At 69.6% G+C, this 14,420-nt stretch carries 10 protein-coding genes and 1 pseudogene; 7 read left to right on the top strand and 4 right to left on the bottom strand.

All coding sequences use genetic code 11. The annotated features are described in order from the left end of the window. Nucleotides 1–2: 2 nt before the first annotated feature. Nucleotides 3–2,609, bottom strand: coding sequence for a tetratricopeptide repeat protein (locus tag G3I56_RS00085; protein ID WP_164406289.1), 2,607 nt, complete (start codon nucleotides 2,607–2,609; stop codon nucleotides 3–5). A gap of 239 nt (nucleotides 2,610–2,848) precedes the next feature. After that, a pseudogene (locus G3I56_RS00090) lies at nucleotides 2,849–3,718 on the bottom strand (AfsR/SARP family transcriptional regulator); the annotation flags it as partial. Nucleotides 3,719–3,749: 31 nt separating this feature from the next. Here G3I56_RS00090 and G3I56_RS00095 point away from each other — a divergent pair. Both G3I56_RS00095 and G3I56_RS00100 read left to right on the top strand, forming a co-directional pair. After that, a complete protein-coding gene (locus tag G3I56_RS00095; protein WP_164406291.1) occupies nucleotides 3,750–4,211 on the top strand; it encodes a peptidoglycan-binding domain-containing protein in 462 nt (153 codons plus the stop codon). Nucleotides 4,212–4,570: 359 nt separating this feature from the next. Further along, entirely contained in the window at nucleotides 4,571–5,269 is a 699-nt protein-coding gene (locus G3I56_RS00100; RefSeq protein ID WP_164406293.1) for a DUF4232 domain-containing protein, read from the top strand. 146 nt (nucleotides 5,270–5,415) lie between these two features. Here G3I56_RS00100 and G3I56_RS00105 read toward each other — a convergent pair whose 3' ends face one another. Next, on the bottom strand, nucleotides 5,416–7,014 hold the full coding sequence (locus G3I56_RS00105) for a glycoside hydrolase family 32 protein (protein WP_239134614.1): 1,599 nt from the start codon (nucleotides 7,012–7,014) through the stop codon (nucleotides 5,416–5,418). 211 nt (nucleotides 7,015–7,225) lie between these two features. Here G3I56_RS00105 and G3I56_RS00110 point away from each other — a divergent pair, with 211 nt between their 5' ends. The 4 genes from G3I56_RS00110 to G3I56_RS00125 all read left to right on the top strand — a co-directional run bounded on the left by G3I56_RS00110 (nucleotide 7,226) and on the right by G3I56_RS00125 (nucleotide 11,956). Beyond that, complete coding sequence (locus G3I56_RS00110; protein ID WP_164406295.1) at nucleotides 7,226–8,635, top strand: extracellular solute-binding protein; 1,410 nt, start codon at nucleotides 7,226–7,228, stop codon at nucleotides 8,633–8,635. After that, nucleotides 8,632–9,624 carry a sugar ABC transporter permease gene (locus G3I56_RS00115; protein ID WP_164406297.1) on the top strand — a complete coding sequence of 331 codons (993 nt, stop codon included), beginning with the start codon at nucleotides 8,632–8,634 and terminating at the stop codon, nucleotides 9,622–9,624. The genes G3I56_RS00110 and G3I56_RS00115 overlap by 4 nt, the downstream gene beginning before the upstream one ends. Nucleotides 9,625–9,689: 65 nt before the next feature. After that, nucleotides 9,690–10,550, top strand: coding sequence for a carbohydrate ABC transporter permease (locus G3I56_RS00120; protein WP_164406298.1), 861 nt, complete (start codon nucleotides 9,690–9,692; stop codon nucleotides 10,548–10,550). 5 nt (nucleotides 10,551–10,555) lie between these two features. Next, nucleotides 10,556–11,956, top strand: coding sequence for a glycoside hydrolase family 32 protein (locus tag G3I56_RS00125; RefSeq protein ID WP_164407168.1), 1,401 nt, complete (start codon nucleotides 10,556–10,558; stop codon nucleotides 11,954–11,956). On the opposite strand, the gene G3I56_RS00130 is transcribed toward G3I56_RS00125, so the two are convergent. Continuing rightward, nucleotides 11,919–12,983: a LacI family DNA-binding transcriptional regulator gene (locus tag G3I56_RS00130; RefSeq protein ID WP_164406299.1), complete on the bottom strand. Its 1,065-nt coding sequence runs from the start codon at nucleotides 12,981–12,983 to the stop codon at nucleotides 11,919–11,921. The genes G3I56_RS00125 and G3I56_RS00130 overlap by 38 nt on opposite strands. Nucleotides 12,984–13,771: 788 nt before the next feature. On the opposite strand from G3I56_RS00130, the gene G3I56_RS00135 reads away from it, so the two are divergent. Next, the gene (locus G3I56_RS00135) at nucleotides 13,772–14,224 is read left to right on the top strand and encodes an RDD family protein (RefSeq protein ID WP_164406300.1); all 453 of its coding nucleotides are present in this window, start codon (nucleotides 13,772–13,774) and stop codon (nucleotides 14,222–14,224) included. The last annotated feature ends 196 nt before the right edge of the window (nucleotides 14,225–14,420 follow it).

The raw sequence follows: 14,420 nt of genomic DNA on the forward strand, positions 1-14,420 counted from the left end.
CCTCATGTGCCGGGTGTCGTACCAGCTGTCGGAGGCGGGGTCGGGACGGCGATTCGGTGGTGTTCGTGATCAGCCAATTCGGACAGGGCAAGGGTCCCACAGCTATCCGACAGGGCTTTCGCCTGTGCCACCTCGACGAGTGCTTCGGCCTGGCGGCCGGAGGCGGACAGTGCGGTACCGGCGGTCAGCCGGGCCACGGCCTCGTTGAGGGGCATCCGGGCCGCGCGGAACTCGTCAGCGGCCCGGCACGCGGTGGGACCCGCCGCCGGGTTCTGCCGGGCGAGTTGTACCTCGGCGCGAGCCTGCAACGCGAAGCCGCGACAGCCGGGCGGCAGGCCGGGCCCAGCGGCAGCGGCTGCTCGGTCGGCCCACCTCTCGGCAGCTGTCACGTCACCCAGGGCCAGCTCCGCGACAGCCAGCAGGCGGAACCACATCGCGCGGACCGGGGCTTCGAAGCCGAGCAGGTGCGGGCCGCCGCCCGCTTCGAGGATCTTGCTGACACAGCCCTCCGGGTCGCCGTTGAGCAGCAGCGTCTGGCCGAGCATCCCGACCATCGCCGACCGGTGCGCGCCCGGTGCGGGGCCGGCCGAAGACAGTGACTCCTCACAGATCTTCAGTGCTCCGACGAAGTCACCCCGCCACATCAGGACCGCCGCGTTCACCACCTCGGCCAACGAGCGCGGCTCGCCGCTGCCGACGAGTGACGCCGCCTCCAGTGCGTCGTCGGCGTAGGCCGCCGCCTCGTCCAGGCGTCCGAGCCACATGTAGGCGTAGGCGGAGGCGGCGAAGAGATCGGCGAGCACGAGGCTCTGGCCGGTGCGGCGGGACACTTCCAGGCCTCGGTGGAGATGGCGCAGTGCGGGGTCGTAGCGTCCGTGCAGCATCTCCGTCCAGCCCGTCATGACGAGCGTGTCCATCTGCCCGGCCAGTTCCTGGTCGTCGGTGTCGTCGAGCACTTCCACCACGGGGTCGAGGTGGTCGGCCGCCCTGGCGTCGCCCGCGAAGGTGTGTGCCAGGGCCAGGAGAGCGCGGACCGCGGTGGTCTGCGTCGGGTCGCCGACACGTTCCGCCGAACGCAACGCGCGTTCGCCCCATTCGATCGCCGTGGAGAAGTCGTTCCTGCGAAGCGCCACCACTGCGACGCCCCACTCCAAAGTGGCGGTCTCAGGCTGCGGTTGGCCCTCGTGGTCCGCCAACTCCCGCAGCAGCAGAGCCGTGGCCTCTTCGTACCGGCCGAGTGCCCACTCCATGGTGGCTCGTAGGGCGGTGACCCGGGCACGTCGGCCCCGGTCCCCCGCGGGCAGGAGGGTGGCGGCCGTGCGCAGGACGTCGCGGCTTTCCAGCAGTCGTCCGGCCATGCCCAGCGCATCGGCCTGCTGGAGCCACAGTTCGGGCCGCAGCCGACTCCGCTCGCCGAGCAACCGCAGGGCTTCCTGTGTCCAGTGCGCGGCGGTGGCCGGTGCGATCGTCATCACCTGACGGGCGGCCCGCACAAGTACGTCGACGGACTGCTCGTCTCCCACGCGCGCCGAACGCTGAACGTGCGACGCCTGGGCGGTCAGCGGTGCGCCGTGCAGCGCCAGGCCGTGCGCGGCCCGGGTGTGTGCCTCGATCCGCCAGCCGGCGCCCGCCCCCTGGTACACCGCTGCCCGCACCAGCGGGTGGCGGAACCGGAACTGGCGCGTGGAGCCGACCTGGCGTACGAGGTCCCGCTCCGCGATCTCGTCCAGGGCGGCAAGGGCCTGTGCCTCACCGGTCCGGGCCACGAATGCCACCATGTCGGCTTCGAAAGAGTCGCCGAGTACCGCGGCCGCCTGTGTACAGGCCCTCGCGGTGGCCGACAGACCTCCCAGCTCCTCCAGCAGTGCGGCACGCACCGATCGCGGCAGATCGTCGGCGACAGGTGCCCCGTCGGCCGGAACCACCGGCGGGCTTTCGTTCCCGGCGCTTCGGGCCAGCGCCTCCAGGTAGAACGGATTGCCGCCGCTGGCCTCGTACAGCCGTCGGAAACGCCGGTGGTCCGGCCTGGCCCCGCACAGTTCCGCTCCCTCGGCCGGGGACAGCGGCCCCAGCTCGACCCTGGCCACTCTTCCCTCCGTTCCCGCCCGCGCCAGCGCCGCGGTCAGCCGCGGCGAGGCCTGCCGGGGACGGTAGGCGACGGCGAGCAGCAGCGGTGTCCTCGGCGGATGCCGTACCAGATGGTCGATCAGCTCGGCTGTGCCGTCATCCGTCCACTGCAGATCGTCCAGGCTGAGCACGAGCCCGCCGTCGGCACTCAGCGTCTCCAGCAGCGTTCGCACCGCCCGGTGGAGCCAGTACCGTTCGACCGTCACCGGATCCGGCCCGGCCGGGAACCGGTCACAGAGCGCGGGGAAGACCGTACTCAGCAGGGCGAACGCGCCGGGCGGTGCCCCGTCGTGACCGAGCCGGAGGAAGTCCGCACTGCCGAGGTGGTCGTCCAGGGCGTCCACGAACGCACCGTACGGAGCCCGGTCGAACTCCACGCTACGGCCGGCCAGGGACACGAAACCGCGCTGTCTCGCGCGCTCGCCCAGCTCGCCGAGCAGCCGTGTCTTTCCGATACCCGGCTCCCCGACCACCTCGACCACCCCTGGCGCACCGGCCAGGGCATCCTCGATCGCACCGTCAACTCCGCTGCCCGCCCGACCAGGTGGCCCCCCGTCCGGGGACGCCGCGGTGTCGGCGGGCCGGCCAGGTCGGCACCGTCCCGTGGAGTGCCATCCGGCGGAGGTACGGGTAACGGGCGCGGTACGAGAGCGGGTGCGGATCTCGGAGCACGCCCGGCGGCTGGGACGTCCAGTGCGGGATCGGCGGTGAGGATCTGCTGGTGCAGTTGGCGAAGCGGGAGGCTGGGGTCACAGCCGAGTTCTTCGGCCAACAGCAGCCGGATCTGCTGGTAGTGGTTGAGGGCATCGGCCGGGCGCCCGCAGCGGTACAGGGCGAGGATGAACTGACCGGCCATCCGTTCGTCCAGTGGGTGTATCTCCACCCGGGCGGACAATTCGGCCAACAGTCCGCTGTGGTGACCGGTACGGAGCCGAACGTCGGTGTGCTCCAGTTCGGCCGCGATCCGTTCCTGGTCGACCGCGTCGCGGAGGGCGTTGATCCAAGGGGTGTCCAGACCCGCGAAAGCGTTTCCTCGCCAGAGGCCGAGTGCCTGCCCGAACAGGGTTGCCGCTTGCTCGTCCTGCTTGTTCCGCACGGCCGCCCGGGCCCGTGCGGCAACGTCACGGAAACGATGCAGATCCACTGCGGTCGCCTCGACGTCGAGGACATAACCACCGGATCGCCGGACGATACCCGCCCCCTCGGCGATGGCCAAAGCCTGCCGCAGACGGGAGAGGTAGCCGTAGAGCGTGTTCCGGACCCGCTGCGGATGACGGTCGGCCCAGACGCGCTCGACAAGCTGGTCCACCGAAACCACCTGGTTGGCGTCCACCAGCAGCACCGCGAGGACACACCGCTGCCGGGCGTGACCCAGATCGACGATTCGGCCGTCCACCCGCGCCTCGACATTGCCGAGCAAAGCGAACTCAACCGTCACAGCACGCCCCCGAGTCTCAAGTTCCCACCCTGGCATAGCACCTTCGACCAGCCCATTCAACGTTTGTCCAAGATTCACCGACGTTCGGCGGCGCACCTTGGTCCAGGACAGGAACAGCGCGACACACGACGGTCTCGACGAGCGGGCAGTCATCCCCCTTCAGGTCCCGCGCCTTCGCCGCGCCATGGCTCGTCCGACTGCCTGCCATACCTACTGCGTCGGCAACGACGGCGTGCTGCCCGGCGGAATCCCGCCGCGACCGGCACGCCCACGTCATCCACACCCACAGACAGGGGACACCCATGAGCTCACGATCCTCTGGGCGGACGGCGCCATCGAATCGGACGGCACCGCGTTCGATTCCGCGGACATCGACGGTGTCTTCGGATCAAACACCAAGGCCGCGACGGCGGACTGGCAGAGCGCCTTCGGCGGCAGCGGTGACGGGACCGGGGTGGCCGGCGACGACACCTTCAGAGCGGCGGGCAAGGGGCTGGAGGACCAGGACGGCAACGGGGCCGTCGACCACTTCGACGGCTCCAGGTACACGGTCAACATCACCCGCGACAGCAGTGGCCGGTACAACTTCTACGACGGCGACGGCAACGCGCGACTCGCCGGCTACGACTACCGCACCTGCAGCTGACCCCGCGCGCCGGGGGCTGAGCGCACCATGCCCGTCCTCCCCCGGGAAGGACGGGCCCACCCCGGCGTCGGCGCGGCCGACGTGACCCGCGAGCGGAATGCAACGAGCCCGGCCATTCGTCCGTGAGGAGCTTCGCATGGCGACCGCCTCCGAGGCGGAGGGCCTGGCGGCCGGGCTGATCCGGAGCCGCCACGCCCTTGGACGAGCCTGATGTCGCAGCTTTCCGGGCGCTCCCGCACGACGGAACCATCACCCTCGTGTGCGAGAGCCGTAACAGTCCTTGTGGAAGGCGTGAATCCGAAGCCAGGGTCAGCATCCTGTCAAGACCGATCCCAGTACGTCAGCAGCCACGGGGGCTCATGATGCGCATTTTCCGCAGGACCACCCACACCCGGACGCTTGGCGCCCTTGGCCTCACCGCCGCCGCACTCCTGACCGCCACGGCCTGCCAGGCGAGCGACGACAAGGCCGACGCCACCTCGCCGCCGAAGTCCTTCACTTCCCCTTCCGTCTCCGCGTCCACGCCGGTTGTCCCCTCGACCTCCGCGCCGTCCTCTGGCGAGACTTCCACGCCGGGCCGTCCGGGCGAGGCCGCGGCCGACCCCACGGGCATCGACGGCAACTGCCCCGACGACTACACCGACGTCAAGGTGGAGTGGGCCGTGCCACCCACGAAGGACGACTCGAAGCTCCTGCTGACCGTCACCAACACCAGCACCGAGCCGTGCAAGCTGCGGACCTATCCGGTCCTCCGCCTGGAGGACGGCGACGGCCGTCTCGTGGCGGTCTTCGAGAACTCCAAGCCGCAGACGGAGGTGACTCTCGCACCCGGCAAGGAGGCGTACGCGGGTCTGCTCCTGCGCCAGAGCAACGACGACGTGAGCACCCTCGTGAAGAACTTGGCGCTCGCCCCGCACGGTCAGAGCCCCGACACCAACACGGGCGAGGGTGCACTCCTGGAGCTGCCGAAGGGCGGCGTGCGCGTGGACGACAAGGCCCGCGTGACGTATTGGAACAGCAGTTCGGAGGCCGCCGTGTCGCCGCTGTTCGCCCACTGACGGGGCCGCCAGACGCCGACTGCCCCCGCGGCCTGCCACCGCGCTCGAGGGGCCCGGGGATTCCATGGCCCCTCGCAAGCAGTCACACGGTCAGCTCTCGACCCGGCCCGTGCCGGCCGGGTCGACCCGGCCACCTCCCCGTCGGATCAGACCGTGAACTCCCGGATCACCACGTTCCGGAACACCGCCTGCCCGCCGATCGTGAACAGCGCCAGCGCGGTGTCGGACGGGTCGGGGAAGGCCTCGGTCGAGTGCACGTACCGGCCGTCGCCGACGAACATCTCGACGGACGTACGGTCGACGAGGATCCGCAGGTCGACCGTGCCGGCGGACAGGTCGAACGGCGTGCGGCTCTCCTGCCAGCGGCCGGAGGTGTCGGGGCTCACGGTGTAACCGCGGTTCACGAAGGCGTAGTCGCCGTAGACTCCCGCGTCGATGTGCCGCCCGCCGTCCGACGAACGCCGCAACTGGAGCCCTGCGCCGGCCAGTTGGTCCCAGGTGATGTCACAGGTCAGCTCGTACGCGGTACCCGTGTAGTCGAGCAGTCGCGTGCCGCTGACCGTGATGTCGCCGAGGTCCACCGTGCGCGACACATGGTCGTCCAGGGCCGCCACCGGCTGGGACGCCAGGTAGTACGTACCCGACGACGCCTGCTTCAGCCGCACCTCGCGGACGATCGAGTCGGTGCCGTTGAAGCCGTCGCACTCCATCGTGGGCGTGGTGTTCGCGTAGTCCCAGTGGTTCATCCAGCCGATCGCATACCGCGCGTCAGGGTCCAGGGCCCCGCTCGCGTCACGCTTGTCGAAGGTGACCGCCGCGTACCAGTCCCAGCCGTGGTCCAGCCAATGGGGATCGGACGCGTCGGCGGTGAAGGCCGTACCGTCGAAGGAACCCGTCCAGTACGCGAACGTGCTCGGCAGCCCGGAGCCCTTGCCGTTCGCGCTGACGCCCAGCACCCACTTCCAGGTCCCGTCGTCCGCCCTGATCCGGAACAGGTCGGGGCACTCCAGGACGCCGATGCCGCCCTTGATGAAGCCACCGACGTACGTCCACGCCTTGAGGTCGGTGGAGTGGTGGAAGCCCACTTTGTCGTTCTCGGCGAGCGCCATCACCCACCGCCCGCGCTCCTCGTCGCGGATCACCTTGGGGTCGCGGAAGTCCCGTACGCCGGGGTTGGCGAGGACCGGGGCGGTGCCGTGGTTCGTGAAGGTGCGGCCGTCGTCCGTCGAGTAGTACAGGTACTGGGCCTGGGTGACCTCGTCGGGAGCCATGGTGGCGATGACGATCACCGCGCCCGCGCCGAAGCCCGCTGTGTCGTCCGTGTCGACCACCGCCGAGCCGGACCAGACATCGCCGTTGGGAGTCGTGTCCTTCGGCACGGCGATGCCCCGGTCGGTGAAGGAGACGAGGTCGGTGCTGGTGGCCAGGCGCCAGGCGGTGCCGGCCGTCGTGCCGCCCGTCGAGTAGTGGGGGTTGTAGAGGTAGTAGTAGTGGTACTCGCCGTCGATCCAGACCGGGCGCTGCGGGTCGTTCATCCACTGGTCGGGGACCGTGAAGTGGTACTCGGCGCGGTAGCTGCCCGTGCACGCGGCCGTCGCCACGCGGGCCGCCGCCACCGCCGGTCTCACGAGGTCCGGCAGCAGAACACCGGCGGCACCGACGGCCGAGGCCGTCAGCAGCGACCGCCTGGACAGTGTCTCCCCTGTCTCCCCTGGGCCGAGCGAACTCCTCTTCATGCCACGCATCGTGCGGCTCCCTTCCCCGACATCGTCGTCGGGACGCGGCTCTTGTTCACCGGAACCGTAGACCTAACTCGTTAAAGGTCAAGCCCTCGCGCACCGGCCGTTCGTCACTTCCCATCCGCACTTCCCATCCGCGCACGTCCCTTGACAGAGCCGCAGCGGGGTTCTCATCATCATGAAATCAACCTTTGGCTAACACGAGTTAGGCTCGCCGATGACCGACTCGCTCCTCTCCCGACGGGCCCTGATGCGCTACGGCGCGTACGGCGCCGGAGCCGCCGCTCTGGCCGGTGTCGCGGCCGAATGGGACCGCCTCACCGCCGCCGACATCCCCGGTCGCGACGACGGCTCGCTCGTCATCGCCACCCTGGGCTCCGCCTTCGACCCCGAGGCCCAGCGTGCCCTGCGCGACGGCTTCCGTGAGGTCCACCCCGACATCAGGATCCGCGTCAACCCCGTACAGGCCTACGACTGGTCGGACTTCTTCTCCAAGATCCTCACCCAGATCGCCGCGGGCACGGCACCCGACCTCGTGTACGTCGCCACCGAGGGCGTGCAGCTCTTCGCCCAGCGGCTCGGCGTACCGCTGGACAGGTGGGCGAAGCGGGACGCGGCCGAGCTGCGCACGTACTTCTCCGATGTCCATCCCTCGCTGGTCGAGTCGATGATGTACGAGGGGAGCCTCTACCAGCTGCCGGTCGAGTTCAACGCGGCCGACATGTACCTCAACAGCCAGGTCCTCGAACGCGCGGGTGCCGACCTCCCCGACGACGACTGGACCCACGACGACTTCACCACGCTGCTGCGAGCGATGAAACGCAGCAACGGCGACCATTTCACCCCGTACTTCTGGACCAACCGGCTGTGGGGCGGAGTGGTCCCCTGGCTCTTCGCCAACGACACCAACCTCCTCACCGAGTCCAGGGCCCCCGGCGGCGACTGGCTCTGGAACTCCTTCTATCCCGAGGCACAGCGGCGCGGCCGGGGCGGCGGCTACCGGTGGACGACACCCCTGGCCGACTCCGACCGCGTCGCGGAGGTCTACGACTACCTCTCCTCCCTCGTCCAGGAGGACCTGTGCACCCGGCCGGAGGGCGGCGACGGCCGCAACCTCGTCGGCGTCTTCTCCACCGGCCGCGTCGGTGTCACGCCCGCGGGCGGCTTCTGGGCGGGCGGCCTGCACCAGGCGGGCATGAAACCCGCCGACTACGACGTGCGGTACTTCCCCCGCTGGCGTACCCGGCGTCACCAGTTCGGCGCCGCCGGGTACGCGATGCTGCGCACGTCGACGATGCGGGACGAGGCCTGGGAGTTCATCAAGTACACCGCCCGCAAGGACGTGATGACCCAGCTCTTCGCGGCCAACCAGACCACTCCGGCCCGCCGCTCCATGGTCGACGAGGCCCGCTACCGGGAGACAGGACCGGCCCACTGGCAGGTCTTCTACGACACCCTCGACAAGATCCCCACCACGGGCCCGATCCCGGCCCCGCCGCAGGTCAACGAGGTCGAGCAGCTGCTGATCAAGCACACCGGAACCGCCCTTTCGAGCCCTGGCGCGGTGCGTCCCGCGCTGCGCCGGCTGCAGGGGGACCTGGAGAAGGCCATGGAGCGTGAACTGTGACGAACACCGAGATCAGGCCCGTGGGGCCGGAGCCCGCCCGCACCCGCAGGAACCGCGGGACCGGTCGGACCCGTAAGGCATCCGAGTCCACGGCCACGGCCACCACCACCATCCGCACCCGGGGCACCCGCCTCCTCGCCCTGCTGTTCCTCGCGCCCACCGTCGTCGGCATCGTCGTCTTCACGGTCGTACCGATCGTCGGCTCGGTCGTCCTCAGCCTCTTCCAGTGGGACGTGATCGACGACCCGCGGTGGGCCGGAGCGGCCAACTACCGGGAGATCCTGACCGATTCGACGGTCCTCGTCTCCTTCCGCAACACGCTCGTCTTCATGGTGCTCGCGGTCGCGCTCCAGCTGCTGATCGCGCTCGTGCTGGCCATCGCGGTGAACGGCCGGATGCCCAAGTGGCTGCGATCCGTGTTCCGTTCGGCGTTCTTCTTCCCGCTGGTGCTGTCCGCCGCGTCCATCTCGGTGGTGATGAAGTACCTGTTCAACCAGGACTTCGGCCCCGTGAACTGGCTGCTGGGCACGGTCGGTATCCCCTCGGTCCCCTGGCTGACCTCGGAGAACGGGGCGATGGCGGCCGTGGTACTGGCATACGTCTGGCAGCAGTTCGGTTTCTCGTTCCTGCTGTTCGTCGGTGGCCTGAACAACATCCCGAAGGAAGTGCACGAGGCGGCTTCGCTGGACGGCGCGAGCGGGGTGCGCAAACACCTCGCCATCACCCTGCCACTGCTGTCGCCCACACTGCTGGTGGCGTCCGTGGTCGGCATCATCAACGCCCTCCAGGTATTCGAGCAGCCGTACGTCCTCACGGCGGGCGGTCCCGGCGACTCGACGCGCACGGTCGTGATGGTCATCTACGAGACGGCCTTCGAGCAGCTCCGCTTCGGCGAGGCGTCCGCCGTGGGCGTCCTGCTCTTCGCCCTGATCATGGCGGTCACCGCACTCCAGTTCCGGCTCAGCCGGCGTTACGTCCACTACCAGTGAGCCGGGTGAGTCAGATGAGTACGAGTTCCCTCTCGGGTTCGGCATCGGGTTCGATGCCAGGTCAGATGCCAGGTCGCCGCACGAGCCCCACCGCGTCACGCGTACGGCACGGCCTGGCGCCCTGGGGCCGGATCGCGGGCCTGGCGCTGTGCGCCCTGTTGACGCTCGGCCCGGTCATCTGGACGGTGTCGACGTCACTGCGCACGCCTGCGGAGTCCTTCGACCTGCCGCCGAGGATCATCCCCACGGACCCCACCGTCGACGCCTACCGCGGGGTCTTCGACCAGATCGACGTCTGGCTGTACGCACTGAACTCCACCCTGGTGACCGCGCTGGTCGCGGCCGGCCAGATGATCACCGCGGGCCTGGCGGGCTATGGCTTCGCCCGCCTCGAATTCCGCTTCAAGAAGCCGCTGTTCGCGCTGGTCCTGGCCACGATGATGGTGCCGTTGCAGGTCACGATGGTCCCGGTCTTCCTGGAACTGAAGACGATGGGTCTGACCGACACCCTGCTCGGCCTCATCGTCCCGGCCTTCCCGTCGGCCTTCGGCACCTTCCTGATGCGCCAGTACTTCCTGGGCATGCCGAAGGACCTGGGCGAGGCGGCGATGATCGACGGCGCAGGTCCGTGGCGCGTCTTCCGGTCGGTGTACGCCCCCTTGGCGGCCCCCGGTCTCGCCATCGTCGGCGTGCTGGCCTTCAACTACCACTGGAACGAGTTCTTCCGGCCGCTGATCCTCGAAACCTCCACCGAGAACCTCACGCTGCCCCTGGGCCTGGTCTCCCTCCAGGGCAACCTCGGCACCGGCTCGATCTCCGTCGTCCTCGCCGGAGTCGTCCTCTCCATGATCCCCGCCGTCGTCGTGTTCGTCGTCGGCCAGCGCCCTCTGCGCGAGGGCATCACATCCGCAGGAGTCAGTCGTTGAGTTCCCTGAGCCGGTCGACCGACGCCAACAGCCCGCGTTTCAGGGTCCGCCCGCCGGCCAACTGGATGAACGACCCGAACGGCCCGTTCCGTTGGGGCGATCGGTACCACCTCTTCTACCAGTACAACCCCGACGCCCCCGTGCACACGAACGTTCACTGGGGCCACGCCTCCAGCCCCGACCTCGCCCACTGGGACGACCACGGCATCGCCCTGCGCCCCACGCCCGACGGCCCGGACGAGGCGGGTTGCTGGTCCGGCTGCGTGGTGGACGACGGTGGTGTACCGACAGCGGTGTACTCCGGGATCGACCACGGCCACCGGGGCCTGAGCACGATCTGTCTCGCCGTGACCGAGGACGACAGCCTCCGGAAATGGAAGCAACTGCCGGTACCGGTGGTCGCCGGCCCACCAGCCGGCCTGGACGTGACGATGTTCCGGGACCCTTTCGTCTTCCGCTTCGCCGGACGCCGCTGGGCGCTGATGGGCGCCGGCCACGCCGACGGCACCCCGTCCGTCCTGGTGTACGACTGCGAGGACCTGCACGACTGGCGGTTCGCCGGGGTCCTGCTGGACGGCCGGGACCCGGCGGCGACCCGCGCCTTCGGCAACCGGGCGATCGGCTGGGAGTGCCCGCAGTTGTGGGCGACCCCCCGGGGCGACTGGGTGCTGGCGGTGGCCCTGTGGGACGGCGACCCGCTGAGCACCGCGTACGTCACGGGCCGTCTGGTGGAGCGGGCGGACGGTGCACCGAGGTTCGTGGCCGGTACGGGCGGCGGCCCGCTGGACCTCGGCCGTGACTTCTACGCCCCTGCCGTCCTCCAGGACACGGAGTCCGGCCGCGCCCTGCTCTGGGGCTGGTCCTGGGAGTCACGCCCGCCCGAGGAGGTGGACCGCGCGGGCTGGTCCGGCGTCCTCACGGCACCCCGGGTGATGGACACCCACGAGGACGGCACGCTACGGGTCGTACCGGCTCCGGAGCTCGAACTACTGCGGGCGGCCGTCCCGTTCACGGCCGCACCAGGACCGCACCGGTCACTCCCCCTCGCGTACGACCTGCTGGTGACCGCCCGTTCGGCGGCGACGTTAAGTCTGCTGCGGGCCGCGTCCGGGGCCGAACTGACCGTGCGACTCGATCCGGCGTCCGGCAGAGTGACCCTGGACCGCACGGCCTGGCCACGCTCCCGCCCGGACGGCACGGCCCCCCTGGTCCTGCCGACCCCGCCGGGCGAGACCCTCACCGTACGGATCCTCGTGGACGGCTCCCTGCTGGAACTGTTCGCGGGTGACCGGGCGACGGCCACGGAACGGGTGTACCGACGGGACGACGACATCGCGGAGCTGACCGTGTCGGGGACGGACGTCGAGGTCACGGGCTGGGAGCTGGTCCCACCGAACCCCGCGTGACGACGGGGCACTCCAGCCGCCGGGTGGTGACCGGCGGCGCGGTCCCGCTGTCGATGGCGTCCAGGAGCAGGCGGACGGCCGTCTCTCCCATCGCGCGATGGGGCAGAGCGACCGTGGTGAGGGGCGGGCTGAGGAAAGCCGCCATGTGTTCCTGGTCGTCATATCCGACGACGGACAGCTCGGCGGGCACGTCGAGGCCCAGGCGCGCGGCGGCGTGGAGGACGCCCGCGGCGACCCGGTCGTTGTAACAGACGATCCCCGTGGGGCGCCGGTAGGCGGGAACACCGTCCAGCAGCCGCAACGCTCCCTCGTACCCGGCGGAGATCTCCCCTCCCGTGCGCACGACCCAGTCCTTCCCAGCCGTCAGCCCCACCGTCCGCAGCGCGTCCCGGAAGCCGCGCAGCCGTTCCGCGGTCGCGATGTCGTCCAGACCGCCCACCAGGGCGACGCGGCGGTGGCCCGCGTCGAGAAGGACACGCGCGGCGCTGCGGCCACCGGCCCGCTCGGCGGGGATGACGGCCGGGAGGGAGCCGTCCTCGGGGAGGCAGTTGGCGAGCACGGCGAACGTATGGTGCAGCCCTTGCGGGACTCGGGCGCGGCGCAACGACAGCGCGGCGTAGATGATCCCGTCGACCCTCCGGTCGAGCAGTTCGGCGACAGCCGCGTCCTCGGCGCCCGGGTCCTGCCCGGAGTCGACGGTGAGCACCAGGTGCTCACTGCTCCACGCCATGTCCATGGCCCCGCGCAGCAGCCGCCCGGCGAACGGCGAGGTGGCGATCTCGTCCGTGACCAGACCGATCACGGCGGTACGACGCCGGCGCAGGCCACGGGCGACCGCGTTCGGCCGGTAGCCGAGCTGTTCCGCCGCCTTGCGGATCTTCTCCTGCGTCTTGGTGGAGAGGTTGCCCTGGGCACGCCCGTTGAAGACGAAGGACACGGCCGTGTGTGACACCCCGGCAAGCCGGGCGACATCCCGCGAGGTCGCCCGCTCGGCCCCGCCACCCCGCGTCTTCTCGACCCCGCCCATGCCTCGTCCCCGCCGACTTTGCCTGATCAGCCAAAGCCTACCCGCGGGAGATGTCGCGGAGCCCGCCGCCGCAGACCGATATGGGACACCGGGGTGGAACAGCCGCTGCCCCCGGCACGCCGGGGTGCAGGTCGCCGTGCGACTGTGGACGTCCGACCGCCGTCCTGCGGGGCTGTCCGCAGCAGGGCCGCCGCCCTGGAGGAGTACGAACGCGTACGGGGGCCGGTCCTCGTCGACGCAGAGGGCGAACCGTCCGTCGCGGGCGAGGTTGCGGCAGCCCGGCCGACCAGCTTCGTGAGCCGAGACGGCTCTGCGGTGCCCGGGGGTCGATCGGCCGGGCACGATGCTGCTCAGCTCGGCCACCGACCCCTACCAGGGCCACCAGACGAAGGACCGGTTCACGCGCGGCATCCTGCGCGAACTGAAAGCCGTCGAGCAGCAGCCCCTCGATGAGATCGGCGAACACCTCCCGCGGCTCCGGCCCGGCGAACAGATGCCCGAACCCACCCGTAGGACAGCCAGTCGAACCGAGGCGGGCGATACGGATGAGTATCGACATCGCCGTATGCGCCGGCTACGCCCCCTTCTACTTCAATGCGCCGTGACTAGCGGGCTCCAACTGCTCCCGCTCGCGTGCAAGGGGGTCCACAGTCAGTGGCCTCGGTATTCATACGGATCGGGCGCCATCGACGCACAGCATAGTTATGCCACGCACGGCGAGATCCCGGCAGCAGTAGGCGTCGACAGCGGCAACCGCGAGAGCATCTCGCCTGGCAGGCAGGTCGAATATGAGCTGGAATCCTGGATTCAACGCACCCTACCCCGTCCTGCAATACGCGAGTTGGGGTTCCCGGCTGAAGGCCCGGATAGCCGATTCAGTGTTTTCGATCATAGCCTCCCCCGTGTCGACTCTCATTTTGACCATCATCGCCCAGAATGCGAGCCACTCGATCGTCAGGGTGATCGGATGGTGGGGGTTGGTAGCCAATATTGGCGGACTCTTCAAAATGGCCTACGAGGTCGGCAAGACTGGCCAGACACGTGGCAGGCGCATGGCGCACATCCGGGTTGTAGACGCTGACACCTTTCAACCCATAGGTTTCAGCCGATCACTCCTGCGCCTGATGGCGCAATTAATCGATGGCTGTTCCATAATCGGCGCATTTCGACCTCTATGGAACAGCAAGCGGCAAACCTATGCCGATCTGATCTCTCGGTCCATCGTTGTTGTCGCCTGGTAGCGCGGTACGAAGCCGCCTTGGGTAGCGGCTTCGTACCGCCGGACCAGCGGGCGTGGCGGCAGGACGAACTCGTCCGGTGCTTTGGCGTTGACAACTATGGGTGATCACACTGGTCTCGGCGTTCAGGGGCTGGCGGGACCTCCTGCTCGGACCCGAAGCATGACCGAACTCAGGAAGTTGCTGAACAGCAACGCGC

Origin of the sequence: Streptomyces sp. SID12488 (assembly GCF_010548275.1) — a bacterium.
Taxonomy (GTDB): Bacteria; Actinomycetota; Actinomycetes; order Streptomycetales; family Streptomycetaceae; genus Streptomyces.

Coding starts and splice junctions, on each gene's coding strand:
- G3I56_RS00095 (WP_164406291.1), top strand. CDS start 3,750: ATGGCTCGTCCGACTGCCTGCCATACCTACTGCGTCGGCAACGACGGC.
- G3I56_RS00100 (WP_164406293.1), top strand. CDS start 4,571: ATGATGCGCATTTTCCGCAGGACCACCCACACCCGGACGCTTGGCGCC.
- G3I56_RS00105 (WP_239134614.1), bottom strand. CDS start 7,014: ATGCGTGGCATGAAGAGGAGTTCGCTCGGCCCAGGGGAGACAGGGGAG.
- G3I56_RS00110 (WP_164406295.1), top strand. CDS start 7,226: ATGACCGACTCGCTCCTCTCCCGACGGGCCCTGATGCGCTACGGCGCG.
- G3I56_RS00120 (WP_164406298.1), top strand. CDS start 9,690: ATGCCAGGTCGCCGCACGAGCCCCACCGCGTCACGCGTACGGCACGGC.
- G3I56_RS00130 (WP_164406299.1), bottom strand. CDS start 12,983: ATGGGCGGGGTCGAGAAGACGCGGGGTGGCGGGGCCGAGCGGGCGACC.
- G3I56_RS00135 (WP_164406300.1), top strand. CDS start 13,772: ATGAGCTGGAATCCTGGATTCAACGCACCCTACCCCGTCCTGCAATAC.